Annotated in this window: 21 protein-coding genes; 9 read left to right on the top strand and 12 right to left on the bottom strand. The window is 65.4% G+C overall.

Annotated elements, in window-relative coordinates; translation table 11 throughout:
• Position 1 precedes the first annotated feature (1 nt).
• Positions 2 to 784, top strand: coding sequence for a FecR family protein (locus ACTIFF_RS00650; protein ID WP_439535082.1), 783 nt, complete (start codon positions 2 to 4; stop codon positions 782 to 784).
• 12 nt (positions 785 to 796) lie between these two features.
• Here the strand turns inward: ACTIFF_RS00650 and ACTIFF_RS00645 are convergent, their stop codons facing one another.
• The gene (locus ACTIFF_RS00645; RefSeq protein WP_439535081.1) at positions 797 to 1156 is read right to left on the bottom strand and encodes a ZIP family metal transporter; all 360 of its coding nucleotides are present in this window, start codon (positions 1154 to 1156) and stop codon (positions 797 to 799) included.
• Between the two features lie 444 nt (positions 1157 to 1600).
• Positions 1601 to 2881 carry a dicarboxylate/amino acid:cation symporter gene (locus ACTIFF_RS00640; RefSeq protein WP_439535080.1) on the bottom strand — a complete coding sequence of 427 codons (1281 nt, stop codon included), beginning with the start codon at positions 2879 to 2881 and terminating at the stop codon, positions 1601 to 1603.
• Between the two features lie 122 nt (positions 2882 to 3003).
• On the opposite strand from ACTIFF_RS00640, the gene ACTIFF_RS00635 reads away from it, so the two are divergent.
• Positions 3004 to 3657 (top strand): S1 family peptidase, encoded by a 654-nt coding sequence (locus ACTIFF_RS00635; protein ID WP_439535079.1) that lies wholly within the window; start codon positions 3004 to 3006, stop codon positions 3655 to 3657.
• 86 nt (positions 3658 to 3743) lie between these two features.
• Positions 3744 to 9317 carry an excinuclease ABC subunit UvrA gene (gene uvrA, locus ACTIFF_RS00630; protein ID WP_439535078.1) on the top strand — a complete coding sequence of 1858 codons (5574 nt, stop codon included), beginning with the start codon at positions 3744 to 3746 and terminating at the stop codon, positions 9315 to 9317.
• Here uvrA and ACTIFF_RS00625 read toward each other — a convergent pair.
• Complete coding sequence (locus ACTIFF_RS00625) at positions 9301 to 10011, bottom strand: PEP-CTERM sorting domain-containing protein (protein WP_439535077.1); 711 nt, start codon at positions 10009 to 10011, stop codon at positions 9301 to 9303. The genes uvrA and ACTIFF_RS00625 overlap by 17 nt on opposite strands.
• Positions 10012 to 10339: 328 nt before the next feature.
• Between ACTIFF_RS00625 and ACTIFF_RS00620 the strand changes: the two genes are divergently transcribed.
• Positions 10340 to 10807, top strand: coding sequence for a hypothetical protein (locus ACTIFF_RS00620; RefSeq protein WP_439535076.1), 468 nt, complete (start codon positions 10340 to 10342; stop codon positions 10805 to 10807).
• 186 nt (positions 10808 to 10993) lie between these two features.
• Positions 10994 to 11503, top strand: coding sequence for a PepSY domain-containing protein (locus tag ACTIFF_RS00615; RefSeq protein ID WP_439535075.1), 510 nt, complete (start codon positions 10994 to 10996; stop codon positions 11501 to 11503).
• A 58-nt stretch (positions 11504 to 11561) separates the two neighbouring features.
• On the opposite strand, the gene ACTIFF_RS00610 is transcribed toward ACTIFF_RS00615, so the two are convergent.
• A complete protein-coding gene (locus tag ACTIFF_RS00610; protein ID WP_439535074.1) occupies positions 11562 to 11837 on the bottom strand; it encodes a hypothetical protein in 276 nt (91 codons plus the stop codon).
• On the opposite strand from ACTIFF_RS00610, the gene ACTIFF_RS00605 reads away from it, so the two are divergent.
• On the top strand, positions 11765 to 12532 hold the full coding sequence (locus ACTIFF_RS00605; RefSeq protein WP_439535073.1) for a heme oxygenase (biliverdin-producing): 768 nt from the start codon (positions 11765 to 11767) through the stop codon (positions 12530 to 12532). The genes ACTIFF_RS00610 and ACTIFF_RS00605 overlap by 73 nt on opposite strands.
• Before the next feature lie 20 nt (positions 12533 to 12552).
• Here ACTIFF_RS00605 and ACTIFF_RS00600 read toward each other — a convergent pair whose 3' ends face one another.
• The 8 genes from ACTIFF_RS00600 to ACTIFF_RS00565 all read right to left on the bottom strand — a co-directional run bounded on the left by ACTIFF_RS00600 (position 12553) and on the right by ACTIFF_RS00565 (position 22882).
• The gene (locus ACTIFF_RS00600) at positions 12553 to 14742 is read right to left on the bottom strand and encodes a GAF domain-containing protein (RefSeq protein WP_439535072.1); all 2190 of its coding nucleotides are present in this window, start codon (positions 14740 to 14742) and stop codon (positions 12553 to 12555) included.
• Between the two features lie 34 nt (positions 14743 to 14776).
• Positions 14777 to 15967 (bottom strand): transcriptional regulator PpsR, encoded by a 1191-nt coding sequence (gene ppsR / locus ACTIFF_RS00595; RefSeq protein ID WP_439535071.1) that lies wholly within the window; start codon positions 15965 to 15967, stop codon positions 14777 to 14779.
• Positions 15968 to 16282: 315 nt separating this feature from the next.
• Complete coding sequence (locus ACTIFF_RS00590; RefSeq protein WP_439535070.1) at positions 16283 to 16780, bottom strand: TspO/MBR family protein; 498 nt, start codon at positions 16778 to 16780, stop codon at positions 16283 to 16285.
• Positions 16777 to 17961 (bottom strand): geranylgeranyl diphosphate reductase, encoded by a 1185-nt coding sequence (locus ACTIFF_RS00585; protein ID WP_439535069.1) that lies wholly within the window; start codon positions 17959 to 17961, stop codon positions 16777 to 16779. Before ACTIFF_RS00585 ends, ACTIFF_RS00590 begins: the two co-directional genes overlap by 4 nt.
• A gap of 2 nt (positions 17962 to 17963) precedes the next feature.
• Positions 17964 to 19334 (bottom strand): BCD family MFS transporter, encoded by a 1371-nt coding sequence (locus tag ACTIFF_RS00580; protein ID WP_439535068.1) that lies wholly within the window; start codon positions 19332 to 19334, stop codon positions 17964 to 17966.
• A 1-nt stretch (position 19335) separates the two neighbouring features.
• Positions 19336 to 20217, bottom strand: a complete 882-nt coding sequence (gene chlG / locus ACTIFF_RS00575) for a chlorophyll synthase ChlG (protein ID WP_439535067.1) — start codon at positions 20215 to 20217, stop codon at positions 19336 to 19338.
• A 240-nt stretch (positions 20218 to 20457) separates the two neighbouring features.
• A complete protein-coding gene (ppsR, locus tag ACTIFF_RS00570; protein ID WP_439535066.1) occupies positions 20458 to 21882 on the bottom strand; it encodes a transcriptional regulator PpsR in 1425 nt (474 codons plus the stop codon).
• 85 nt (positions 21883 to 21967) lie between these two features.
• Positions 21968 to 22882, bottom strand: a complete 915-nt coding sequence (locus ACTIFF_RS00565) for a cobalamin B12-binding domain-containing protein (protein WP_439535065.1) — start codon at positions 22880 to 22882, stop codon at positions 21968 to 21970.
• A 367-nt stretch (positions 22883 to 23249) separates the two neighbouring features.
• Between ACTIFF_RS00565 and bchF the strand changes: the two genes are divergently transcribed.
• The 3 genes from bchF to bchB are packed head-to-tail and all read left to right on the top strand — an operon-like array spanning position 23250 to position 26693.
• Positions 23250 to 23765 (top strand): 2-vinyl bacteriochlorophyllide hydratase, encoded by a 516-nt coding sequence (gene bchF, locus ACTIFF_RS00560; protein ID WP_439535064.1) that lies wholly within the window; start codon positions 23250 to 23252, stop codon positions 23763 to 23765.
• Positions 23762 to 25045, top strand: coding sequence for a ferredoxin:protochlorophyllide reductase (ATP-dependent) subunit N (locus ACTIFF_RS00555; protein WP_439535063.1), 1284 nt, complete (start codon positions 23762 to 23764; stop codon positions 25043 to 25045). The genes bchF and ACTIFF_RS00555 overlap by 4 nt, the downstream gene beginning before the upstream one ends.
• Positions 25046 to 25055: 10 nt before the next feature.
• Entirely contained in the window at positions 25056 to 26693 is a 1638-nt protein-coding gene (gene bchB, locus ACTIFF_RS00550) for a ferredoxin:protochlorophyllide reductase (ATP-dependent) subunit B (RefSeq protein ID WP_439535062.1), read from the top strand.
• Positions 26694 to 26737: the final 44 nt, after the last annotated feature.

Genomic DNA, 26737 nt, shown 5'->3' with positions numbered 1-26737 from the left:
CATGTCTCACGCACGTCATTTCAGCGCCATTGCCGCAGCACTCGTCGTGGTGCCGTTGGCCCAGGCCGAAGATCCGCAAGCCACACCGGTGCCCACTGCGGGTCGCGTCAGCTATGTGTCGGGCACGATGTACGTGCAGACGCCCGACAACAAGACGCGCATCCTCGGGCGCGATTCGTCGATCTACAACGGCGACGTGATCACGACCGAAAAGAGCACGGTGGCGCGCATCGAATTCGGTGACGGTTCCTCGCTGGCGCTGCGCCCGCGCAGCAAGGTGAAGATCGATGGTTTCGCCTTCGACGAAGCCAAGCCGGAAAAGGACAGCCTGCTGTACAGCCTGCTCAAGGGCGGCCTGCGTGCCGTGACCGGATTGATCGGCAAGCGCAACCGCGAGGGCTACCGCGCCAGCACGGTCACCGCCACCATCGGCATCCGCGGCACGCGCTTCGGCATGCTGCTGTGCGATGAGGCGGAAAAGGAAGATCCGGCCTGCATCAAGGCGCTGGAAGAAGCCAAGGACCGCAAGCCGGGCGAACCGGCGCTGGTGTTCGACGTCGAGGAAGGCAGCATCGAAGTGAAGAACGATGCCGGATCGAAAACGTTCGAAGTCGGTCAGGCCGGTGTCGTGTCGAGCAAGGACAGCGCGCCGGCAACGCTGTCCGAAAACCCCGGGCTGGACAAGGCCTTGCCGTCGTCCACCGCGGCGCGACCCGGGCCGGGCGGGCTGGGTGGCAGCACCGGACTGGGCAGCGACGCCGACGCCTCGTGCACGGTGCAGTGAGCTGGCAGTCGGTCAGCCCAGCGTCGTGTCGAGCACCATCATGACCATGAAGCCCGCCATCGGGCCCAGCGTGGCGGCCCGTTGATGGCCGTTGCGATGGGTTTCCGGTATCACCTCGTGTGACACGACGAAGATCATCGCGCCGAGCGGCTCCATGGAACCGCTCAGCGCGGCAACGCCCACCGCCTTCCGCGGCGACATGCCTACCCCCCGCAGTGCCACCGCAACCGCCAGGCCCTCCGGAATATCCTGAATCGCAATCGCGGTCGACAGCGGCAGCCCGACCGCCATGTCGGCCTGAGCAAAGGACACGCCCATCGCCATGCCTTCCGGCAGGTTGTGCAATGCGATTGCATTGACGAACAGCCACATTGCGGCGTGAGCGCGTCGAGCACCATCATCAGCCAGACGCCGATCCCCGTGCCGGTCACGACCACTGCTGCACCCAGGGCGGGCGAGCCGGTCAACGACTCGCCCGCGTCCAGCCCGGGCAGGATGAGCGAAAACGACGAAGCCGCCAGCATCATGCCGGCGCCAAAGCCGAGCCGGATGTCCGCTCCCCGCTGACCGAGCGAACGAAGGCCCAGCGCAGCTGCCGCACCGATCGCGGTCGCGCCGAAGCCGGCGAGGCCGGCCAGCACGCCCCACTGCCAGGCGAGCGGATTGCGCGGACTGCTCAGCGCGTAGGCAAGTGCAGCGGTAAGCACCGCGACACCGATCATCAGCATGAACTGCAGCGTCGGGTCGATGCGCAGGCGCGATGCCGGGGCATCGACCCGGGCTTCAGGGGCGGGGGGCGAATCCATCGACATGCACTCAGGTCCGGGTCGGCAGGGTTTGCTGCTGCGCCACGGCCGTTGCATCGGCTGTCGGCGGGTTGAGGGCCTCGACGACAATGCTGCCGACGATGTCGCCTTCGACATTCACGGTCGTGCGCACCGCATCGAGCAGGCGGTCGATCGGCAGCAGGATGGCGATCGCCTCCACCGGCAGACCGACCGACTGCAGCACCATGGCCATCGTCACCATGCCGGCGCTCGGAATGCCGGGCGCACCGACGGCGGCCAGCATCGACATGAAACACACGACGACCTGCTGGCCCAGACTCAGTTCGATGCCGACCAGATTGGCAATGAACAGCGCCGCCGCTGCTTCGTACAGCGCCGTACCATCCATGTTCATCGTGGTGCCGACCGGCACCACGAACCCCGCCGTGGCCGGTCGCACACCGAAATTCTTCTCGACCACCCGCAGCGTGATCGGCATGGTCGCCGCGCTGGAGCTGGTCGCGAAGGCGGTGATCAGCGATTCGCGACCGCCGCGCCACAGCGCCAGCGGACTGACGCGGGCGATCAGCCACAGCAGGCCGGGCAGCACGACCACGCCGTGGAACAGCGTGGTGCCGAGCACGACCAGCACGAAAGTGAGCATGGTGCCGAGCAGGGCGACATCCTGTGTGGCAATGAGGCGCGCGAGCAGCGCAGCGACCCCGTACGGTGCCAGCACCATGACCCAGCCGACGAGCTTCAGCGACAGGTCGAGCAGTTCTTCCATCAGCCGGTTGATCATCGCGTAGCGTTCGCCGCCCTGCACCAGCGCCACACCGAGGATCAATGCAAACACCACCAGCGGCACGATCGCGCCCTGGGCCAGCGAGGCGAAAGGATTCTGGAACAGGCCGGTAACGAATTGCGTCAGGAACTCCGGGAACGGCAGGCGCTTGGCTTCGAACGCCGCCATCGCATCAGCGAACATTTCGACCTGCATGTCGGCGCCGGGCCGGAAGATATTGGCCGCCATCAGACCCAGCACGACTGCAATGACCAGCGTGAGCAGGTAGAACAGCAAGGTGGTGACCCATACGCGCTGCATGTTCTGCTGTTTGCGCAGACCGGCGATGCCGACCACGATGGACGAGAACACCAGCGGCACCAGCACCATCTTGAGCAGTGCAATGAACAGCCCGCCGACGAGCGACGCGACGTACAGCCCCTGTACGCGCAGCGCCGCATCCGCCGGCAGCGCGCCCAACAGCACGCCAAGCGCCACGCCGGCCCCCGCACCCACCAGAATCTGGACGTTGATCGACATCCGCATGCCTGCTCTCCCGAACTGAAATCCGCTTCGACCATACCATTCTGTACGGTACAGAATGCCACCCCGGTGCAACCAAGCGCAGCGCCTCAAGTCCGAGACACACCGAATCCAGCGGAGTTGCCATGAAGAATCTGATCATCCTTCTCGCCTGCCTGACGTGCAGCACGGGGGCTTTGGCCCAGGGCATCGCCACGGCCATCCAGACCACGATGCGCATACTGGCCACTCAGCCCGACGGGTCCGTGTCGGTCGGCAGCGGCGTCGTGCTGCCGGGCGAACGCGTGGCGACCGCCTGTCACGTTGTCGAGGGCGCAACCGAAATCAAGGTGAGCTACAAGTACGTCGCCTCACCGGCCAGCCTCGCCCGGCAGGACCGCGCGCGCGATCTGTGCGTGCTGGCCGCACCCGGCCTCGCGGCCCCGGCGGCGAAACTCGCGCGCAGCAAGGACCTGAAAACCGGTGATCGCCTGCTGGCCTTCAGCGGCGCCTACGGCAACGACGTCCGCCTGATGATCGGTGAGGTGAGCGCGCTGCACCCGATGGACGGCGGCGCGGTGATCGAAACCAGCGTGCCCTTCGTGATCGGCGACAGCGGCGGCGGACTGTTCAACAACGAAGGCGAACTGATCGGCCTGCTCGCCTTCATCTCGAGCACGCCGGGCGAGAAGCGCTACGCGATTCCAGTCGAATGGCTGGACGCCGACATCGAAGCGGCCCGGAACACGCCATTCTGGAAGGGCGACGCGGCGGAACTGCCGGCTTTCCTGCGGCCGTGAGCGCCTGACGCAGACACGCTGCTGCGGCCCGCCCCGAGCGCTGATACCCTTCAACCTGAAAACCTCTCCCGCCAGACCGCCCGCCCGTGACGCACCCAAGCTATCGACCCGTCGGCCTCGCGCCGAACGACGCCATCCGCCTGCGTGGCGTGCGGCAGAACAACCTGAAGAACATCGATGTCGATTTCCCGCTCGGCCTGCTGACCGTGGTGACCGGTGTGTCCGGTTCCGGCAAGTCCTCGCTGGTATTCGACACGCTGTACGCCGAAGGCCAGCGGCGCTATGTCGAAACCTTTTCTCCGTACGCGCGGCAATTCCTCGATCGCATGGATGCGCCGCAGGTCGATTCGATCTCCGGCGTGCCACCGGCCATCGCGATCGACCAGAGCAATCAGGTGCGCACCTCGCGCTCGACGGTCGGCACGATGACCGAACTGAACGATCACCTGAAGCTGCTGTTCGCGCGCACCGCCACGCTGCACTGCCGTGGCTGCGGCCAGCCGGTGCATGAACAGTCGGCCGACGACATCGCGCGGCAGGTCAATGCCCGCGCAGCCGACGCGGGCGACCCGCGCCTGGTCGTCACGGCGCCGGTCACCGTACCGGACAATTTCAGCGACGCCGAAATCCACGGCTGGCTGGAACGTCAGGGCTACACGCGCATCCACGCGCGCGACGGCAGCACGCTGCAAGTGGTGCAGGACCGCTTTCGCGCGGCCAGCGCCGAAGGTGCGCGCGTGGCCGAGGCAGTCGAAGCCGCGCTGCGACTCGGTCAGGGCGTCATGCACGTGCAGGTGCTCGATGCCGAAGGCGCCACCGCCGCGCGCTGGGCGTTTTCCAACCGCCTGCACTGCGCCGAGTGCGACATTGCTTACAGCCCGGCGCTGCCGGCGCACTTCTCGTTCAACTCGCCACTCGGCGCCTGCGAAACCTGCCGCGGTTTCGGGCGCGTCATCGGCATCGACTTCGGACTGGTCGTTCCGGACGAGCGCAAGACACTCGCCGGTGGCGCGATCAAACCGTGGCAGACCGAGTCGTACAACGAATGCCAGACCGATCTGGAAAAGATGGCCGCGAAACACGGCGTGCCGATGGACGTGCCTTTCGCCGAACTGAGCGCCGAACATCGCCGCTGGGTACTCGAAGGCGATGTGAAGTGGAAGACCTGGCAGAAATCGTGGCCCGGCATCTGGTATGGCGTACGCCACTTCTTCGAGTGGCTGGAAACCAAGGCCTACAAGATGCACATCCGGGTGTTGCTGTCGCGCTACCGCGCCTACACCCCCTGCACCGCCTGCGGCGGCAGCCGGCTCAAGCCGGATGCCGCGCTGTGGAAGATCGAAGGGCACGGCATCCACGACGTGATGCAGTGGCCGGCCTCCCGGCTGCGCGCCATGATGGATGCGCTCAGGCTGCCGCCGCCGCTCGATACCGCGACCGAAGAGCTGCTGGCGGAAATCCGCACCCGGCTGGGCTATCTGTGCACCGTGGGCCTCGGCTACCTGAACCTCGACCGCCAGTCACGCACGCTGTCCGGTGGCGAGGTGCAGCGCATCAACCTCACGACGGCACTCGGCACTTCGCTGGTGAATACGCTGTTCGTGCTGGACGAGCCATCGATCGGACTGCACCCGCGCGACATGGAACGCGTGATCGGCGTGATGCGGCGCCTCAAGGACGCCGGCAACACGCTGGTCGTGGTCGAGCATGATCCGCAGATCATGCGCCATGCCGACCGCTTGCTGGACATCGGCCCGGGCGCCGGTTCGCGCGGCGGCGAAGTGGTGTTTGACGGCCCGCCGGCCGCCATCGCGACGGCCAGCACGCTGACTGCCGACTACCTTGCCGGGCGTCGCACGGTCGATGCCGCGCTCGCGACCCGGCGGGCGGTGAAGACCACCGGTCCGGCGCTCAGGCTGGTCGGCGCCCGGGCGCATAACCTGAAGCGGATCGACATCGCGATCCCGCTCGGCCATCTGGTCGCCGTGACCGGCGTTTCCGGTTCGGGCAAATCCACGCTGATCCAGGATGTGCTGTATCCGGCGCTGCTGAAGCACTTCGGCCGACCGACCGAAAGCGCGGGCGAGCACGACGCGCTGGAAGGGGTCGGGCAGATTGCCGACGTGGTGATGGTGGACCAGTCCGCCATCGGCAAGAGCGCGCGTTCGAATCCGGTCACGCACGTCGGTGCGTTCGACCCGATGCGCGAACTGTTCGCACTGCAGGCCGAGGCAAAGCAACGCGGCTACACCGCCGGCACCTTTTCGTTCAACGCCGGCAAGGGGCGCTGCGCGACCTGCGGTGGCACCGGGTTCGAACACGTCGAAATGCAGTTCCTGTCCGACGTGTATCTGCGCTGCGCGGACTGCAACGGCACGCGCTACCGCGCCGAAGTGCGCGAAATCACGCTCGACGGCCGCAGCATTTCCGACCTGCTGGCGATGACGGTGCGCGATGCGCTGGACTGGCTGCGCGACCTCGCCGACCTTGAACCCAAACTCCGTCGCTACGCAGACAGCGCGATGGCCGGCCTGCAGGCGCTGGTCGATGTCGGCCTCGACTACGTGACGCTGGGCCAGCCGGTGCCGACGCTGTCCGGCGGTGAGGCGCAGCGGCTGAAGCTGGCCGGCTTCCTCGCCGAGGCCGCCACGACGAAGAAGAACAGGGCCGCCGGCAGCAAGCTGTTCCTGCTCGACGAGCCGACCACCGGCCTGCATTTCGATGACATCGCGCGACTGCTCGGCGCCTTCTCGAAACTGCTGGATGCCGGCCACACGGTGCTGGTGATCGAACACAATCTCGATGTGATCGCCGCCGCCGACTGGCTGATCGACCTCGGCCCGGAAGCCGGCGAGGACGGCGGTCAGCTCGTGTTCGAAGGCACGCCGGCGCAGATCGTCGCCTGCGCCGCCTCGCACACCGGACGGGCGCTCGCCGAATACCGCATCACCGACACCTTCGGCCCGGGCGTGCGCGAGGTGCCGGCTGCCGAGCCGACCGATGCCGCGCACAGCGCGCTGCGCGCCCGCGCCGCCCACAGCATCGTGGTGCACCGCGCGCGCGAGCACAACCTGAAGAACATCGAGGTCGACATTCCGCGCGACCGCTTCACCGTGGTGACCGGCGTGTCCGGCTCGGGCAAGTCGACGCTGGCGTTCGACATCGTGTTCGGCGAAGGCCAGCGCCGCTATCTCGAATCGCTGAATGCCTACGCGCGCCAGTTCGTGCAGCCGGAAAGCAAGCCGGACGTCGACGGCGTGTTCGGCATTCCGCCGGCCGTGGCGATCGCGCAGCGCACCAGCCGCGGTGGCCGCAAGAGCACGGTGGCGACGCAGACCGAGATCTACCACTTCCTGCGCCTCATGTACGTGAAGCTGGGCGTGCAGCACTGCCCGGACTGCGGCTGTGCGATCGCGCCGCAGACCGAGGACGCCATGGTGGCGCGCATCCTGCGCGAGCGGCGCGGCCAGCACATCGGCCTGCTGGCGCCGCTGGTGATCAGCCGCAAGGGCTATTACACCGAACTGGCGCGCTGGGCAAAGTCGCACGGCCACACGCATCTGCGGGTGGACGGCGAATTCCTGCCGACCTCGCCCTGGCCGCGGCTGGATCGCTTCAAGGAACACACGATAGAACTGCCGATCCGCGATTTCGTGGTCAGCGAGCGCGACGAAAAGACGCTGCGCGACGCGGTGCGCCAGTCGCTCGAACATGGCAAGGGCGTGCTGCACCTGCTGGCGCCGCTGGACCGGCTGGGTCAGCCTGACGCGCCGGCGCCGACGGTCGAGGTGTATTCGACCCAGCGCGCCTGTCCGAGCTGCGGCACCGGTTTCTCGGAACTCGACCCGCGGCTGTTCTCGTTCAATTCGAAACACGGCTGGTGTGCGAAGTGCATGGGAACCGGTCTGAAACTGACCGGTTTCGACGCGGAACAGACGGGTGAAGAGGCGACCTGGAACGAGTGGCAGCAGGACGAGCCGGAAGCCTGCCCGGCCTGCGACGGCGAACGGCTGAACCCGGTGGCGCGCCATGTGAAGCTGTTCGGCCAGTCGATCGCGCAGCTCACGGCGCAACCCGTCAGCACGCTGTCGGCGGCGATCGGCACGTGGACGCTGGCGGGACGTGACGCCGACATTGCGCGTGATGTGGTCAGCGAACTGAACAGCCGGCTGCATTTCCTGAGCGAAGTCGGACTCGGCTATCTGTCGCTGGATCGCGCTGCACCGACGCTGTCCGGCGGCGAGGCGCAGCGCATCCGGCTGGCCGCGCAGTTGGGCTCGAACCTGCGCGGCGTGTGTTACGTGCTGGATGAGCCGACCATCGGCCTGCATCCGCGCGACAACCAGGTGCTGCTCGACACGCTGGTGAAGCTGCGCGACAAGGGCAATACGCTGCTGGTGGTCGAGCACGACGAGGACACCATCCTGCGTGCCGACCACGTGATCGATCTCGGCCCCGGCGCCGGCCGGCTGGGCGGCGAAGTGATCGCGCAGGGCCACGCGTCGGTGCTGGCGCGGCAGCCGAAGTCGATTACCGGCCAGTACCTCGCGCGCCCGCTGCCGCACAGTTTCGTGCCGCGGCGTCCGGTCGGGGACGACACGCCTTCGCTCTTCGTGCGCGCGGCGAGACTGCACAACCTGAAGGGCATGGACGTGCGCGTGCCGCTTGGCCGGCTGGTCGTGATGACCGGCGTATCAGGTTCCGGCAAGTCGTCGCTGGCGCGCGATGTGCTGCGCGACAACGTCGCGGCGAAGCTGGCCGGCCACGACGACGACTGCATCGGCTGCGCGGACATCGAAGGCTGGGGGGCACTCGGCCGCGTGCTCGAGGTTGACCAGACGCCCATCGGCAAGACGCCGCGCTCCTGCCCGGCCACCTACATCGGCTTCTGGGACGGCATCCGCAAGATCTACGCCGAAACGCAGGATGCGCGCGAACGCGGCTTCACCGCCGCGCGCTTTTCATTCAACACCGGGCCCGGCCGGTGCACGCTGTGCGAAGGCCAGGGGCTGAGACAGATCGAAATGTCCTTCCTGCCCGACGTGCGGGTGCCCTGCGAAGCCTGCGGCGGCGCGCGCTTCAACAGCGAAACGCGCGCGGTCATCTGGCGCGGCAAGTCGATATCCGATGTGCTGGCGATGAGTGTCGACGAAGCGGTGGAGTTCTTTGCCGCGCACCGCACGCTGTCGGCGACGCTCAGGCTGATGCAGGAAGTGGGGCTGGGTTATCTGACGCTGGGGCAGCACAGTCCGACGCTGTCCGGCGGCGAGGCGCAGCGCATGAAACTGGTCACCGAGCTGGCCAAGTCACCGGCCGATGCCACCGACCCGGCAAACGCACGTCGCGGGCGCGGTAATCCGCACACGCTTTATGTGCTGGACGAACCGACGACCGGCCTGCACATGGCCGACATCGCAAAGCTGATCGGGGTACTGCACCGGCTGGTCGATGCCGGTCACAGCGTGGTGGTGATCGAACACGATCTGGACCTGATGGCCGAAGCCGACTGGATCATCGACCTCGGTCCGGAAGGCGGCGGCGGCGGCGGTCAAGTGGTGACCGCCGGCTCACCGGAAGCGCTGGTCGCGCAGGCGGCGCATCTGGAGCATTCGCACACCGCCCGCGCGCTGGCGCAGTTCAGCCTCAGACGGCAGCGCTGAACGACTTGCGACGGCGCGCGGCGAACAGCGCACCAAAGCCCAGCGCGGCCAGCGCCAGACTGCCCGGTTCCGGGATGCCTTGCGCGGGTTGCGGCAGGCGAGGCGGAAGCATGTCGAACACGACCAGATCCTGATGTGTGCTGCTTGTCCAGACGTTGAAGCCGTACAGCGACTCATCGGGCAATGCATCAAGCCAGCTTTGTGCGAGCACCATGGCGTCGTTGGCATTGGAGGCCTTGAAACTGCCGCCGCCAACATTGAGCGTACCGCTGGTTTCGTTGGTGATTTCCCAGATTGCGAGCTGGAAGGCCGCGGCGTGCGTGATGCTGCTCAACGCATCGGCGTAGGCCAGCGTGGCCAGCTGACCGAGTTGATCGAAGCGCGTGGTCTGTGCGCCGAAGAAGGCTTCACCGGTGACCTGTGAAAAATTGGTCACCGTGGCGCCGATCTGTGTGCGCTGGAAGATGTCGATGCACCACGACGCGAAGGTGTTGCTGCCGCTTTCGAGCGTTGCGAATGCGCCGGCATACACTCGTGAATCCACGGCAGGCACCGCATTCGAAATCCGGACAATGGCTGCCGGCCCGGGCGACGCCCAGCCGGTGACCAGAATCGGTTCCGCCTGTGCGGGCAGCGCAGCCATCAGCGCGAGAGCCAGCGAGCTACGTAGGGTGTTGATGAGCGGTTGTTTCATGAAGGCCTCTGATCCGTAATCTGCATGGGCCGAGACTACGCACTTCGCGCATGAAGCAATGAGCGACAAATTCAACACTTGCCACCGATACACACTTTGGCGCAAAGGTGTCCACGTGTTGCGGATTGCAGCGTGAGTGCGCGCCGCACAGACCCCTCTTCCTGTCCTACAGCCTGAAGCGGGCGCTTGGAACACACTGTGCGCCGCAGTTCGAAAACCGCATGTCGCTCGCCGGTTACGAATTGAAGCAGGTGAACAACAAAAGCCGGACGGCCGTTGCGCCTGCACGATCGTTAACGAAGCACGATCACTACAGGACCCGTACATCATGAAGACTCTATTGCTGGCTGCCGCGCTCGCCGCGTCAGCCTCATCCGCCCTGGCGACCGATGTGGGCGTTTCCGTCACGATCGGACAGCCGGGCTTCTACGGCCATATCGATATCGGCGATTTTCCGAGACCGCGCCTGATCTATGCGGAACCCCGGATCATCGTGCGCGGACCGGTGGCTGCACCGCCCGTCTACCTGCATGTCCCGCCGGGTCATGCAAAGAACTGGCGCAAGCACTGCGGTCGCTACGATGCCTGCGGCCGGCCGGTCTATTTCGTGCAGGACAGCTGGTACAACACGGTCTATGTGCCGCGCTACCAGGAACGGGAACGCAGTCGCGGTGGCCCGTCGCGCCACGACGACCGGCATGGCGATCATCACGACCACGATGACGATCGCCGTGGCGGCAAGCCCGACAAGGGGCCGCACGGCAAGGGCCAGGGCAACGGTCGCGGCCGGGACTGATTGCTGCTTCGCAACAGTGTTTGATGCATTGCATCAGCCAATTTGATACAGGGAATTTTTCCCGATTTATCCGGGACGAATTCCCTTTTTCATCACCACTCCGGGAATTCCTCCCGACCTTGGGTAAACTTCGATTGTCGCAGCGCAACATGCTGACCGGCTTTACCCATCCTTCAGGAGAATTTCATGAAACTGACTGCACTCGCCGTCGCCCTGCTGGCTTTTGCCGGCACCACCCAGGCGGCCGACACGCCGAAAACTGCTGCCGGCTTTGAAAATTGCATGAAGGCGGCCCTGAAAGCCAAGGACGGCACTATCGTCAAGGTCGAATTGAAGAAGGAAGAAGGTGAAGGCCACGTCTACGAGTTCGATATCGAAACCGCCGATGGCAAGGCGTGGGACGTCGAATGCAGTGGCAAGACCGGCAAGGTGGTTGAAATCGAAGAGGAAGTGACCAAGGACCACGCGAAGTTTTCGGGTGCCAAGGTGACCGAAGCACAAGCACGCGAAATCGCGCTGAAAAAGGCGCCGGGCGAGATCGTCGAAGTCGAGTACGAAATCGAACCGGACGGCAAGGCGTCCTACGAGTTCGACATCAGGACCGCCGACGGCAAGGAAGTGAAGCTGGAAGTCGATACCGAGAGCGGCGCCATCGTGTCGCAGGCAGCCGAAGCCTGGCAGGTCGGCAAGGAGTAAGCCGACGGCGACGGTCCGGCGCCCGCCGGCCGTCGCACCCACAGAGGCTCCGCGCGGGTCAGACCGGCCGGCGCGGCCAGCGGCACCACAGGTCGGCGACATGCGCCACGCCCGACAGTGCGACGAACAGCGCAACCCAGATCCACGATGCGTCGGTCAATGCCGAGCGCAGCGCCAGCATCAGGCACAGCCCAGCCGCGAGATTGGGCAGCAGCCTGCCGCCCGACAGGCCCTTCCCGGTGTGGCGATACCAGGCGGCGAATGCCAGCCATTCAATCAGCACGAGCACCACGATCAGATCGATCAATCGTCCATCGGACATCCATTCCGCCATTTTTCCTCCTCAGGTGTGCCGGCCGCGCACGTTATCATTTCCGGATGCATGGAGTTTTTGTCACCGCCGGTCTCGCAGCGCGCCTGCGTACTGAAACCGCTCAGCTGCATCGGCATGCGGAACGCAGCGGCCTGATGGCCCGGCTGCTGCAGGGTCGCATCGAGACACGCGCCTACTGCAGTCTGCTGCGCAGCCTTCACCTGCTCTACGACTCCCTCGAAAGCGGGCTGGCGCGGCACGCCCGACGGCCGGACATTGCGCCGCTTTGCCTGCCGGAACTGCCGCGTACGGCGGCGCTGCACGAAGACCTGTGCGCGCTGCACGGCAGAGGCTGGTCAGACGACATCCCGCCCGCAGCGGCCGCGATCGAATACGCCGACCACCTGAAGGCACTGTCGATCGATCAGCCGGCATTGCTTGCCGCGCACTCCTACGTTCGTCATCTGGGTGATCTGCACGGCGGTCAGGTGCTCGGGCGTGTGGTGTCCGCGGCACTTCAGCTGCAGGATGGCCGCGGTACGCGCTTCTACGCGTTCGACGGCGAAGTGGGCAGTCTGATCCGCCGCTACCGCGACGGACTCGACGCGCTGCCGCAGGACGCGACGCGGGTCGATGCACTGGTGGCCGAAGCGCAAGCCGGTTTCCGGCGGCACATCACGATGTTCGACGAACTGGCTGCAGCGCTGCCCGGCTGATCCACACCGTCTGCTGACGACTACCCGAGCTCGCGCGTGAACGCGCGCAATTTGCCATACAGCGCAGCAGCGCGCGTCGCAGAGGCTTCCAGTTCCTCGATGAGCGTCGCCACCGGAATCGAAGCGGCGGTGTCGGTCAGCTCCATGGCAGCCACACTGGCGTTGGCAAGTATGGCGCCCACCACTTCGTCCGGTTCGCGTCGCAGCGGCATCGCCGGATCCAGACCGATGCCGGCACGTCCTGCTTCGCTGAGCGATTGTTCGAGATGCCGCCGCGCAGCTTCCGTGCGCTTGGTATCGGTCAGGTCGGTGAAGATGATGATGTAACCCAGTACCGATCCACCGGCGCCTGGAATCGTGTCTGCCCTGACCCCAAGCGCCACGGTCTGTCCGGCGCCCGCCCGCAGTTGCCACTCGCCACGCCAGGAATCGCGCTCGCGGATCAGATTGCCGATCACTTCGCGCACCTGCGCCGGTACGACGAACAGGTCGCACATGTCGTCGAGCGCGCGTACGCGGGGCGGCGAGGTATTGAACAGCGCTGCGAACGCGACGCTCTGGAACAGCACGCGTCCCTGCGCATTGGCCACCAGCACCGGCTCGTCCGATGTTTCGACGGCACCGCGGAAGCGATCGAGCTGATGCTGCGCGATCAGCAGGCTCACGGCCTGCGTCTGCAGGATGACGTCGCGCAGAGTGGTACCGATGGCGCGCGCGAGCGCGAGATCGGCACGGCTCCAGGACGCGCCCGTGCCGCGCACGATTTCCGACCAGGCAGCAAACGAGCGGCGTGGCGAAAGTGTGAGCGGGTCGTTGTCGACCACGGGTTTGGCGGGATCGCCCGCCCAGATGATGGTGGCGGATTGTTCGCGCCGGAACCACATCAGGAAGTCCTGCCCCGAAGAGGACAGTTCGATCGCCAGCACGCCGCACACGACCGGTGTCAGCGAGGCCAGCGGCGGATGCGCGCGTGCGACCGACGCACAGCTGAACAGCGACTGCTGCATTTCGCTCGCGACCCAGCGCGACAGCGCACGCAGTTCGGAGGTCGACGGCACCTCGCCCACGGTCAGCAACTCGCCTTCGTGAAACAGTGCGGCGCCGCTCGCATCGAGCGGTTGCAGCAAGGTGCGCGGGTTGCGCACCAGGGCGAGTCGCCAGTCGCCTTCGGTCGAGGTGGCTTCGATCAGGCGTAGTTCAAGGCTGCGCACCAGCACGTCGACCTGGGTGCGCACGTAGTTCTCTATCGCGGCGATCCGCGTCGATACCACTTCCGCCAGCAGATCGACCGCCGCACGCTGTGCGTAGCGGATGTGCCTGGGCGAGTAGTGATGACAGGCAATCAACCCCCACAGCTTGCCCTCGCGCACGAGCGATACCACGAGGGTGGCGGTCACGCCCATGTTCTGCAGATACTGGATGTGCAACGGCGACATGCTGCGCAGATGGCAGTTCGACATGTCGAGCTCTTCGCCGGTGTGCGGCACGCGGCGCGGAAGTACGGCGGCCGGCTGGTAGCTGGCATCGACGAGCACACGTACCCGGTTGCGCACATAAAGCTCGCGCGCGCGCTGCGGGATGTCGGTCGCCGGATAGCGATGGCCGAGCAGGGGGTCGAGCTTTGCATCGCGTGCCTCGGCGACGATTTCGCCGTGGCCCTCGTCGTCGAAGCGGTACACCATTACGCGGTCGTAGCCGGTCAGGTCCCGGACCGACTGGACCACGGCATCCGACAGCGCGGCGATGCTGAGTGCCTCACTGAAGCGCCGTACCGACGACGCGAGCAACGCCTGCGCTTCCTCGTCGATCGATTCGGTATCGGACTCGGCGGATTCCAGTTCGACGATCACCGTGTCGGACTGACCGAGATGCGCCATGCCTTCGAACACCGCTCTGGCACTGGCACCCGTTCCACCGACGTCGCAGTGAAAGGCGGTCAGTTCATCCGCAACGAGCGCATCCGCCAGTTCGGCAACGCGCCGGGAGAGGGATCCGCCCAGCGCATCGAGCGTACGGCCGAGCAGTTGGTCATGGGCAACGCCCAGCCAGTGCGCGACGTTGTCGCTCGCCTGGACGATGACGCCATCCGTGCGGCGGACGACCAGCAGCACACCATGCGGCTGGATCGATCCGGCCAGATGGATGAGCTCGCGTTCGCAGTTGGTAAGGTCAGCCTGGCCGAAGGCCGGGCTGAATGTCGGATCGTTCAACACTGATCTCCCGCCACCGCGGGCTGAGCGGTGTTCAGTGCACGCTGCCCGGGTGCGGCGCACCCGGACCGCGCGGCTGCACCACGCGAATGATGAAACCGATACTGTTCGTATCTCCGTTATGGATCAATACGGCCGACAGTTCGTTATCCGTGGACATGCCCTTCTCGTCCCACAGGCGCGCACCCATGCGTTTTACGCCTGAGCGGCACACGCTGGCGAGAAGATTCGTGAATCCACCGCCGTCGCGTTCCAGCCAATCGCCGAGGGAACGGCCCTGGACGCCCTTCTCGGCCGAAATCTTCACCAGTTCGGCGAACGCAGCGTTCATGCTCAGCAACATGCCCTGTTCGTTGGTAAACACGATGGCGTCCGGGGTAAGGCGCATCAGTTCGGGCAACAACGGGTCATCGGGTGCGGTCAGCGGCGAACTGCCATCAGGTGTGGCACGCAGCAGCAGCAGGCTCTGTCCTTCGCCGCGCAGCGGCGATACCCATACATGGATGGCGCCACCAAGTCCCGACAGGGTGACATGGGCCTCGCCCGGGCGCCCCGACACGCGCACCGTGCCGAGCAGTTCTTCCAGCGCGCCGAGCGAAGCAGGCGCGACGCCGTCGGTGGCCTGACGGCCCGGCATGTCCTGCACGGAACATCCGAACATGCGCGCCGCAGCGCGGTTGGCGTCGATCACGTGCAAGGTGTCGGCGTCGATGATCAGGACCGCGTCGGTGGCGATCTGGAACAATAGTCGATAGCGGGTTTCAGCCTGGCGCATGCGCCAGTAGTCGCGTTCCATCGACTGCTGCGCGTCGACCAGGCGTTGCTGCATGACCGATACCGCGCGCAGGTCGCGTCCGGCAACCAGCAGCGGACCGGACTGCCCGAGACGCACCGCCGTGTACGCAACCGGAATGTCGGCACCGGCAGCGGAAGGATGATTGATGTGACGTGTGCGCGACACGCCTGCCACATTGGCTTCACGCAGCAGCTCTTCAACCTTGCGACGGGTATCGCGCGTCACCGTATCGACCAGTTGGCGGCCGAGCCACTCGCTGGCGGTCGCGCTGACGGGCTCCGCACCCCCCAGCGCCACACTGCGGATGAAGCCCTTGTCGTCGAGCACGAGAGCAATGTCACTGGTGACCGACACCAGCATGTCGGCCAGTTCGGGAGCGACCTCCGAGAATGCGCTCAGATCGCCCGGATCGTTCGGTAGCTTGTTCATGGTACGGAACCGGATGAACGCAGTCGCAAAGCACAGCGTGCGAACCTGCTTGAATTGCAAAACCCGGCGCCTACCGGGGGGCACGGCATGTCACATCGACGGGTCGCAGAAGCCTGCACGGAAACACCCGCAAACCGCATCAGTTTTCTCCGCATGCGGCGCGCGCCATTGCGCAGCCGAGCCGGCGGCCTGATGTCATGTCCGACAAGACGGTGCCCCTTACTTCTTCACACCACATCCTTGCATGCTACGGTAACTCATTAAAAAATACATGTCCGAGTACATGAATGATCGAAAACATCGATGTCCATCCGGTCAATGTGCCACGAATGGCGCATTCAGATCGACCACCGCAAAGTTGAGCGCAGCCGCAAAGGCCACCCACGCAAGGTAGGGCAACAAAAGGCGTGCCGCGGTACGCGATGACGCGCGCAGATGCAGCGCCAGGCAGGCCACCGACAGCCAGAGCAGGCCGACTTCATACAGCGCCCAGTCGGGCCGCTTGAAATGGAAGAACAGCGCACTCCACAACACGTTGAGCCCGCCATTGAGCGCAAACAGGGAAAGCATCCGGCGCCGCGCACTGTCATCGGGCGCATGCACCCAGCCGAGTACGCCGGCCATCGCAGCAAGTCCGAAGATCAGTGTCCAGGCCGGGCCGAACAGCCACGCGGGCGGTTGCCAGGCAGGCTTGTGCAAGGCTTCGTACCATGGACTCAGATCGGTCGCCGCAGCGCCCAGACCAGCCACCAGCAACGCCGCCACAGCGGCCGCAACGACCGGCGGCCAGCGCGGTGCGGCGATCGTGTTCACGGCGATACGATGCCGCACAAGTGAGCCAGATCCTTGAAGAAGATGCGCGCATGCGCCATCGGCTTCGCCTTGACCAGCTTCTTGTGCATGTAGGCCTGCCACGTCAGGTGCTGCACGTCCGGATCGCGACAGATGCTCACGAAACGTTCGCGCCGCTTGTCGCTGGCGTACCAGAAGCGCTGCATGATGCCGAGAATCATGAACACTCGGCCGTGCGCCTTCATGAAGCGCTTGCGAGCCGTTGCCAGCGCACGCGCATCACCTGTTTCGAGAAAGCTGTCGACCGCTTCAGCCGCCAGCCGGCCACCGGTCATCGCGTAATACAGTCCCTCGCCGGACGCGGGCGCGACCACACCCGCGGCATCGCCCGCGAGCACGACATCGCGGCCGTTGTCCCACTTGCGCAGCGGCTTCATCGGAATCGGAGCGCCCTCGCGGCGGATGGTTTCGGCACTGGTCAGACCGGCCGCCTCGCGCAACGCGGTGGTGCCCTGGCGGATCGAAAAACCCTTGGTCGCCGTACCGGTGCCGATGCTGGTCGTGTCGCCGTGCGGGAAGACCCAGCCGTAGAAATCGGGGGACAGCTGGCCCTGGTAGTACACGTCGCAGCGGCTGCCGTCGAAGTCCTGCTTCGGTGAGCGGACGATTTCGTGATACGCGTACACGCACGGCACCTCGTCGGCACCGGGCACGCACTGGCGACCCACAGCCGACAAAGCGCCGTCTGCGCCGATGATGGCGCGGGCGCGCACACCCACTGTTCCGCCTTCGGCCTCATCGCTGCGGAAATGCACGATGGCCCGGCCGTCGTCATCGCGCTCGACCCGGTCGAAGGTCCCCGTGCGACGATGCGCACCGGCCAGACTGGCGCGGCAACGAAGATACTCGTCGAACTGCTCGCGATCGACCATGCCGACGAAGCCTCCCTCGATCGGCATGTCGGCTTTGCGGCCGGACGGTGAAATCATCCGCGCCGATCGCGCCTTGGCAACCAGCTGCTCGTCGGGAATCGCGAATTCCTCGATCAGTCGCGGAGGAATCGCCCCGCCACAGGGTTTGATGCGCCCGGCGCGATCGAGCAGCAGCACGGTATGACCCAGACGGGCCAGATCGGTCGCTGCGGTCGAACCAGCGGGTCCACCGCCCACCACCACCACGTCAAAACTTTCCATGCTTGCCATGACTAAGCCTTTCCTTCGATACCGGACATGAATGGCGGATCTGCCACCAGCGGATCACGCGCCGCACGCGGCACCGGCGCACCGGCGATACGCAGCGCCATGACGGCAGACACGACGAACAGCACGCCTTCGCAGGCAAACACCAGTGCGTAGGCAAAACCCGGGGATTCGATGAAGGCGCGCGTGATGTCGATCGCCACCGTGCCGGCAAAGCCGCCGAGGCCGAATGCGATCGCCTGCGCAGCCCCCCACAGACCCATGCGCACGCCCTCGCGACCGGCACCACCGGCGCCGGCCAGACTCATCATCGAAGCGATGGCGGCGACGGCGAAGGCGCCATTGGCCACACCGAGCGCGAAAACCGTCTCGCGCAGCGGCCAGTCGCCGCTCATGAAGCCGCCGGCAGCCAGACCGAACAGCGCAAGCGCCGACGCGATGCAGCCGCCCACCGTCCATACCTTCAGCGAGCCGATCTGCCGACCGCCGAACACGCTGCCCATCAGGGCGACCAGCAGCATGCCGGCGAACACGCCTCCGTGCTGCAACCCGGCCAACTGGGTGGACTCGCCCGGCGTGTAGCCGAACACCGTGCCGGCGAACGGCTCGAGTATCAGATCCTGCGCGCTGTAGGCGAGCATCGATACGAATACGAATATTGTAAAAAGACGCGCTTGCGACTCACCCCAGACCTGGGCGAGCGCAGCGCGAAATGGGGTTCGGGAAGGTATAGCGGTCTGGTTGGGTGACACAACATCGGTGGCAGCGCGAGGCGCAGTCAGGCCGCCTTCGACACCGCGCACCGCGAGCAGCGCGACGACGAAAGCGATCAGCGAAGTGGCTGCGACGACCTGTACCAATCGCAGCGTGGTGAAGGGGTCGAGCAGTTTTCCGGTGACGCCGGCCGTCAGTGCGAAACCGAGGATCATCATCATCCACACCACGGTTGCCGCGGCGGCGCGGCGGCTAGGATCGACCCGCTTGGCGAGCAGCACCAGCAGCGACGTGCCGGCCGAGCCGACGCCGGCACCGATCAGCAGAAAGGCAAAGACCGCCAGCACCACACCGGCCACCGGCTCGGTCGCCATCCAGGCGGTTGCGACGGCCGCCAGCGTGCCGCCGGCAGCGAGCACTGCCATGCCGCCGATGATCCACGGCGTGCGCCGCCCGCCGACGTCGGATCCGTGGCCCATGCGCGGACGCAGCATCTGCACCATGTAGTGCAGCGCGACCAGCACCCCCGGCAGCATCGCCGGCAGGGCCAGTTCGACCACCATGACGCGGTTCAACGTCGATGTGGTCAGCACCACGATGGCGCCGAGCGCGGTCTGGACCAGACCGAGACGAAAGATGCCGAGCCAGCCGAGTTGGGTCATGTCAGACCTCCGCCACCGCACGCAGCGCGAACGCGCTGACCAGCATGCCGGCAACGTACAGCGTGATGCCGGTGCCGTTGTACCAGGGGGCGAGTTCGCGCGGGCTGTCGAGCAGGCGCACCATCAGCATCACCTGTATTGCCAGCAGCAGCCCGACCATCATCGCGTGGCCCATGGCCCCCCAGTGGGAAAGAAAGGCAACGACGAACAGCTGCGGGACCACCATGACCAGGCATGCAACCCGGCCGGCGTTCACCACACCGAGCTTGACCGGCAGCGAACCGATGCCCATGCGGGTATCACCTTCGACCGATTTGAAATCGTTCAGCGTCATGATGCCGTGCGCACCCGCGCTGTACAGACCGGCCAGCAGCAGGCTGCGCATGTCCGGCATGGCGCCGCCCGCCATCACGGCGGCACCGGTGACCCAGGCCAACCCCTCGTAACAGATGGCGCACGCGGTATTGCCCCACCAGCCGTTCTGCTTCAGGCGGAACGGCGGCGCGCTGTAGGCCCAGGCCAGCAGCAGACCGACCACGGCGGCACCGAAGCCCCAGACGCCCAGCGTCGCGGCAACCATCAATGACAGCACGGTCCAGCCGATGGCGATGTAGAGCCCCCAGTAACCGGGCATGCGACCGGACGGTATCGGGCGGTTGGGTTCGTTGATGGCGTCGACGTGGCGGTCGAACCAGTCGTTGACCGCTTGACTGGTGGCGCAGACCAGCGGCCCGGCCAGCAGGATGCCGATCACGACGACCTGCCAGCGCTCGGAAGCGGGCAATCCGGATGCAACGACACCGCACCCGAAAGCCCACATCGGCGGAAACCAGGTGATGGGCTTGAGGAATTCGGCGACTACGGAAAGGGATGGGCGACTCATGCAGTAACAGTAGGCTCGACGCCCCAATGCGTCAAGTCAAACTTACACTACAGTGTCAGCCCAGATTGACTTACGGTCTGGCGACATCGAATTGCGCCCCCCCATCTGCTGCGCGCACGTCACACGTAAGCCCTGCGCGACGACGTCAGGACGGGCTGTCCCTCCGCGTTGTGGGCGTTGTGCGCGTTGTTCGCAAGCAGCCCGAGGCAGCGTGACGCACGAATCAAATGAGAACGGGCCCTAATCTTCCGTTTCGATGTCTTCGTGCTCGGCGTTGAGATCGCCGATGCTGTAACGGCGCAGTTTCACGTACAGGCTTTGCCGGCTCAGGCCAAGCATTTCGGCCGCCGAGGCACGGTTGTCATGCGTCAATTCGAGCGCCGCCTCGATGCACAGCTTCTCGATCAGGTCGGTGGATTCGCGCACCAGTTCTTTCAGCGATACGCGACCCACCAGTCCGGTCAACTGCTCGACCGACCTGGGCAGTTCGCGACCCAGTCGCGGATCGGCCTCGATCCGCCGGCTGATGCCGCGCACCGTGAAGCCGAGACAAGGCGTTTCGCCGTGCGGGACCGACACCGCAGAAATTTCGACTTCCACATCCGAGCCGTGCTCACCGCGAACCAGCGTGGAAAAAAGCCTGACCGCGCCGTGCTGACGCAGATTGACCATCAACACCTTGAAATCCACGCCGGGGCGACCCAGCCAGCGTTCGAGCGGCTCGCCACGGGCCTGCTCGACCGAAGCCAGTTGCGAAAGATCGAGAAAGGCATGATTGGCCGTCAGGATGCGTCCCGATTCATCCGTCAGTACAAAGCCGTCCGGCACATGCTCCACCACGTCCAGCAGGGCCTGATTCAAGCCCGACGTCGTGTGCTCGACAGCACGCGGCGAGAGGCGTACGAGGAAAAGTGCCGCGTTGTCCTGCCTGACCAGAGACGCCGCGACCTGGAGTTCGCGTCCGTCGTCGGCCAGCCGAACGCGTACGTCGTCTGCGCGACCGGCTGCCCTGACACTGGCCAGAAGATCCTGTGCCGACTGCATACCGGCTTCGTCGAATCCTTCCGGGAAGGTCCGTCCGACCAGTCCCTTGGGTGACGGCCCGAGCAGGCGGAGCGCCGCCGGGTTGGCTTCCATGACGCGTTGGCTGCCGGCTTCGACGATGAGCACCGCTTCCGATGTCATCTGGAACAGCAGGCGATAGCGGGTTTCCAGTTGGCGCAGCTTGGCGTAGTCACGTTCGATCGATTGCTGCGCATCAACCAGCCGTTGCTGCAGCGACGACAGCGAGCGCAGATCGCGGCCAAACGCGATGACCCTGCCTTCATGGCCGACCTTGATGGCCGAATAGAGCACCGGCATGTCGATGCCGCCGGACACCGGATGATTCACGTGCCGCCATTTCTGGGCGGCCTCGGCCGAGGCATCAATCAGCAACGCCTCGACCTTGGCGCGACTTTCGACCGTCACGATGTCGGTCCAGCGTCGGCCGACCCAGCCCTCGTACCCATCGGGCACCAGTTCGTCGTTGCCGAAGGCTACGTCGCGAATGATGCCCTGCTTGTCCACCACCAGCGCCAGATCCGACGCAGCGGCGATGAGTTTCGCTGTGGAGTTGGCATCGACGCCTCCGAACGATAGGAGGGGCGATTCAAACGGCTTCACGTTGGCAGCCCCCCACTTCGCGTCGATTCTGGAAAACTCACTGCGCTCCTGCTCCGATCCCAATCGATCACCTCGTCAAACCAGTTCAGCCCTGCGTACATCGCAGTGGCACCATGGCGTCAGCGCGCCGCACAGCGTCTTTTGCGTCACTCGCGGTCGCGTCTGCACCCACCAGTGCCACCCAGTCCGGGTGTTCGACAAAAATCGGGCCACCCACCATCACGATCAGGTCGCGATTGCGGGACGCCAGACGCACGGCTTCTATCAGCCGCTTCAAAGGTTCGATGCGCGCTTCGCTGCCGACCGAAAAACCCAGCACATCGAACCACTCGTTCTGCGCCGCCAGCACCAGGTCGAGGCTGCGGCCGGATGCTTCGGCACAGACTTCCCAGCCACTGTTGCGGAAAAACTCGCCCACCATCAACAGGCCCAGCGTGTGCTGGTCACCCGGCGCCGCCGACAGCAGCACCCTGCGGCCATTCGGCGCGAACGGGGCATCCGAGCGAAAGCTCGGCCCCAACTCATGCACCACCTGCTGGATGCGCCAAAGACCGAGCGTGACCTGCGTGAAATCGCACAGGTCCGCCTCCCACAATTCCCCGAGTCGCCGTGCGGCCGGCGCAAGCAACTCAAGGAAAATCGTTTCGGGCGTCGCGCCTCGCGCGCGCACCGCCTCCACCCACGTGCGCGCGACGCGCGCGTCCTGCGCGAGAACCAGATTCGCGAACTCGACCACTTCCGGTGAAGACGGCGCCCGGCTTTCACAGGCGACCTGTGGTGCCGACGGATCGGTGCCGCCGTGGGCGAGCATGAGGCGCGGAATGATTTCGGCTTCGATGGTCCGGGCGAGATCGCCCATCCAGTCGTCCACCGGAAACACCAGCTCTCCGCCGTTGTGATTGCCTGATTGAGGATGGCTTCGCTGAAGCGCATCCGTGTCGGACCAATACTCTCCTGTCGTGCGCGCCTTGCCGGCGTCTTCCTGCGCTCTTCCGGCCATCTCTCGTCCTTTGGTGTTTGTGTGTGCCGGCTCCGACTCAGGCTTCCCGCGGCACTGCTGGGAAGCAAGGAACGGCCGTGCTTTTTATGACTATATACAGCGCTTACCCCAGCGCGCAGCCCATAAAGGCACCAATCACAAGAGCAACCAGCTTATAGAGCTAGTTCGCGGCAAGGGCAACTGTCAAGTTTACTTGTCAGTATCGAGAGCCATCAACGCTTTGCGGCGACCATTCATCTCGCGTTATGACAACTTAGCTGCAGGGCTCTCCGCATGTCAACCATGATGTACGTCAATTTATATTGACACTCTGTCTCCAGACGTCTAGATTTTCAGTCAAAGAAGAAAGATCAAGGAGACGTCACCGATGCACCCGCAGCAGGCCAGACCGCAGCCTCCGCTTTACACGGCAGAAGAACGCCGCCGCCGCGATGCATCGCCCTGGACCATGCTCCAGGGCGTGCTGGCGCCCGTTCAGTTCATCGCCTTCCTGATCAGCCTGGTGCTGGTACTGCGCTTCCTGATGACCGGCGAGGGGTTGCAGGCGGCCACCGTATCCGTGGTGATCAAGACGGTGCTGCTCTACACGATCATGGTCACCGGATCGATCTGGGAAAAAGAAGTGTTCGGCGTCTGGCTGTTCGCCCGTCCCTTCTTCTGGGAAGACGTATTCAGCTTCGCCGTCCTTGCACTGCATACCTGGTACCTGATCGCACTGGCGACCGACAGCCTCGGCCCGAACGGCCTGATGTGGCTCGCCCTCGCCGCCTATTTCACTTACGTCATCAACGCCGGCCAGTTCATCCTGAAACTGCGCGCTGCCCGTTTGCAGCAGTCGGCCGCCACGGCCTTCGGCGATGACCAGCTGGTGCCCTGCAAATGAGCAATCTCCAGGACATTCCGGTCGTACTCAGTCAGCGGACCGGCAGCGACCTGCCGGTGCTGCGCGAACGCGGTCAGCGCGAGGTGTTCTGCGGGCTGACCGGCATCGTGTGGCTGCACCGCAAGCTGCAGGACGCCTTTTTCCTCGTCGTCGGTTCGCGCACCTGTGCGCATCTGGTGCAATCGGCCGCCGGCGTGATGATTTTCGCCGAACCCCGCTTCGGCACGGCGATCCTGACCGACCGGGACCTCGCTGGCATCGCCGACGCCAACGACGAACTCGACCGGGTGTGCATTTCGCTGCTGGAACGCCGGCCGGAAATCAAGGCGCTTTTCCTGGTCGGCTCCTGCCCGTCGGAAGTCATCAAGCTTGACCTTGCCCGCGCGGCGGAACGCCTGAACGAACGGCTGCTGCCGCGGGTGCGCGTGCTCAGCTACTCGGGTTCCGGCATCGAAACCACCTTCACGCAGGGCGAAGACAACGCGCTCAAGGCCTTCGTACCGATCATGCCGCAGACCGATGCCCGCCAGTTGCTGGTCGTCGGTTGCCTGCCGGACGTGGTGGAAGACCAGTTCCGCCGGCAGTTCGAACAACTGGGCATCGGTCCGGTGAATTTCTTCCCGGGGCGACGCGCCGAAGATGTGCCGTCGATCGGTCCGAACACGCAGCTGCTGCTGGCCCAGCCGTTCAACGGCGAAACGGTGCGCGCGCTCACTGCGCGCGGCGCCACCGTGCTGGCTGCACCCTACCCGTTCGGCGTCGAAGGCACGACGGCATGGCTGCGCGCAGCCGCCCGCGCCTGGCAGACGCCCGACGCACAGTTCGATGCCGTCACCGCACCGCTGATCAAGCGCGCCACGGCCGCGCTCGAGCGTTACCGCTCCCAGCTGGCCGGCAAGCGCCTGTTCATGCTGCCGGATTCACAACTCGAAATTCCGCTCGCGCGCTTCCTGAATCGCGAAATGGGCATGGCACTGGTCGAAGTCGGCACGCCTTATCTCGACCGCCAGATGGTCAGCGAAGAACTGGCCCTGCTGCCGCAGGACGTCGTGCTCAGCGAAGGCCAGCATCTGGAACGACAGCTGGATCGCGTGCGCGCCGCCCGCCCCGACCTGACGGTGTGCGGGCTCGGCCTTGCCAATCCGCTGGAAGCCGAAGGTCTGGCCACGAAATGGTCGATCGAACTCGTTTTCTCGCCGATTCACGGCTACGACCAGGCCGCCGATCTTGCCGAACTGTTTGTACGCCCGCTCGCTCGCCGCGAACGGCTGGCGGTCTGAGGAGCAACTGATGCAACTGACCTTGTGGACCTATGAAGGACCGCCTCATGTGGGCGCCATGCGGATTGCCACCTCGATGCGCGACGTGCATTACGTGCTGCACGCCCCGCAGGGCGACACCTACGCCGATCTGCTGTTCACGATGATCGAGCGCCAGGACCGCCGCCCGCCGGTGACCTACACCACCTTCCAGGCACGAGACCTGGGCGGCAGTACCGCCGATCTGGTCAAGACCGCCGTGGCCGAAGCGTATGAACGCTTCAAGCCGAAGGCGCTGCTGGTCGGCGAGTCCTGCACCGCCGAACTGATCCAGGATCAGTCCGGATCACTGGCCTGCGGCATGAACCTGCCGATCCCGGTCATCCCGCTCGAACTGCCGTCCTACTCGAAGAAGGAGAACTGGGGCGCAGCCGAAACCTTCTATCACGTGGTCCGCGCGCTGCTCGCCGATCAGGTGCCAGCGCCGGGTACGCCGCGTCCGGCGCGTGCCGACGGTCGCCGCCCGCGCGCCAACCTGCTCGGCCCGACCGTGCTCGGCTTCCGCTGCCGCGACGACGTGCAGGAAATCCGCCGTCTGCTCGACCTGCTGGGCATCGACGTCAATGTGATCGCGCCGCTCGGTGCGTCGCCGGACGATATCCGTCGCCTGCCCGAGGCTGACTTCAACATCGACCTTTACCCCGAAGTTTCGCGTACGACCGCATCGTGGCTGCAGCGCAATTTCGGCATGCCGGCCACCCGCGTCATTCCGATGGGTGTCGGTGCCACGCGCGACTTCATCGCCGAAGTCGCGCAACTGGCAGGCGTTGATGCATCGGCCCTGCTGGCATCCGAACAGCCGGGCGTTGCGGGCTTTTCGTCTTCGCTGTCGCGCATGCCCTGGTATGCACGCTCGGTCGATTCGACCTACCTCACCGGAAAGCGCGTATTCATCTTCGGTGACGCGACCCACGCCATCGCCGCCGCACGCATCGCCAAGGAAGAAATGGGTTTCACCGTCGTCGGCCTGGGCACCTACAGCCGCGAATTCGCGCGCGACGTGCGCGATGCCGCGAAGCTCTACGATGTCGAGGCGCTGATCAGCGACGACTACCTGGAAGTGGAACAGGCCATCGGCGCGGCCGCGCCTGAGTTGGTGCTCGGCACCCAGATGGAGCGCCACATCGCAAAGCGCCTCGGCGTGGCGTGTGCGGTGATTTCGATCCCGATCCATGTACAGGACGTGCCGGCGCGCTACAGCCCGGTGTACGGTTTCGAAGGCGCCAACGTCATTTTCGATACCTGGGTCCATCCGCTGGTGATGGGCCTTGAAGAGCATCTGCTGCAGATGTTCCGCGATGACTTCGAATTCCACGATGACGCCGCGGCGTCCCATCTGCCTGCCGTCGCGCGCGATGCGCGGCCCGCTGCAGCACCCGATGCCGTCGCCGCCGAACCGGTTGCGACCGCCGTCGCGACACCCGAACCCGTCATTGCCGCCGCGGGCGAGCCGACCTGGAGCGAAGACGGCGAGCGCGAACTGAAGAAGATTCCGTTCTTCGTGCGAGGCAAGGCCAAACGCAATACCGAAGCCTTTGCACGCGAACACGGGCTGGCAACGATCACGGTGGAGACGCTCTACGATGCCAAAGCTCACTATGGACGCTGAATCCGTGTCCGCCGAATCCGTGCTCGCCGCACGTCACGAAAGGG

The organism is Methyloversatilis sp., from assembly GCF_051861465.1.
Classification (GTDB): Bacteria; Pseudomonadota; Gammaproteobacteria; order Burkholderiales; family Rhodocyclaceae; genus Methyloversatilis.
This window is presented reverse-complemented; position numbering and strand designations above follow the sequence as displayed.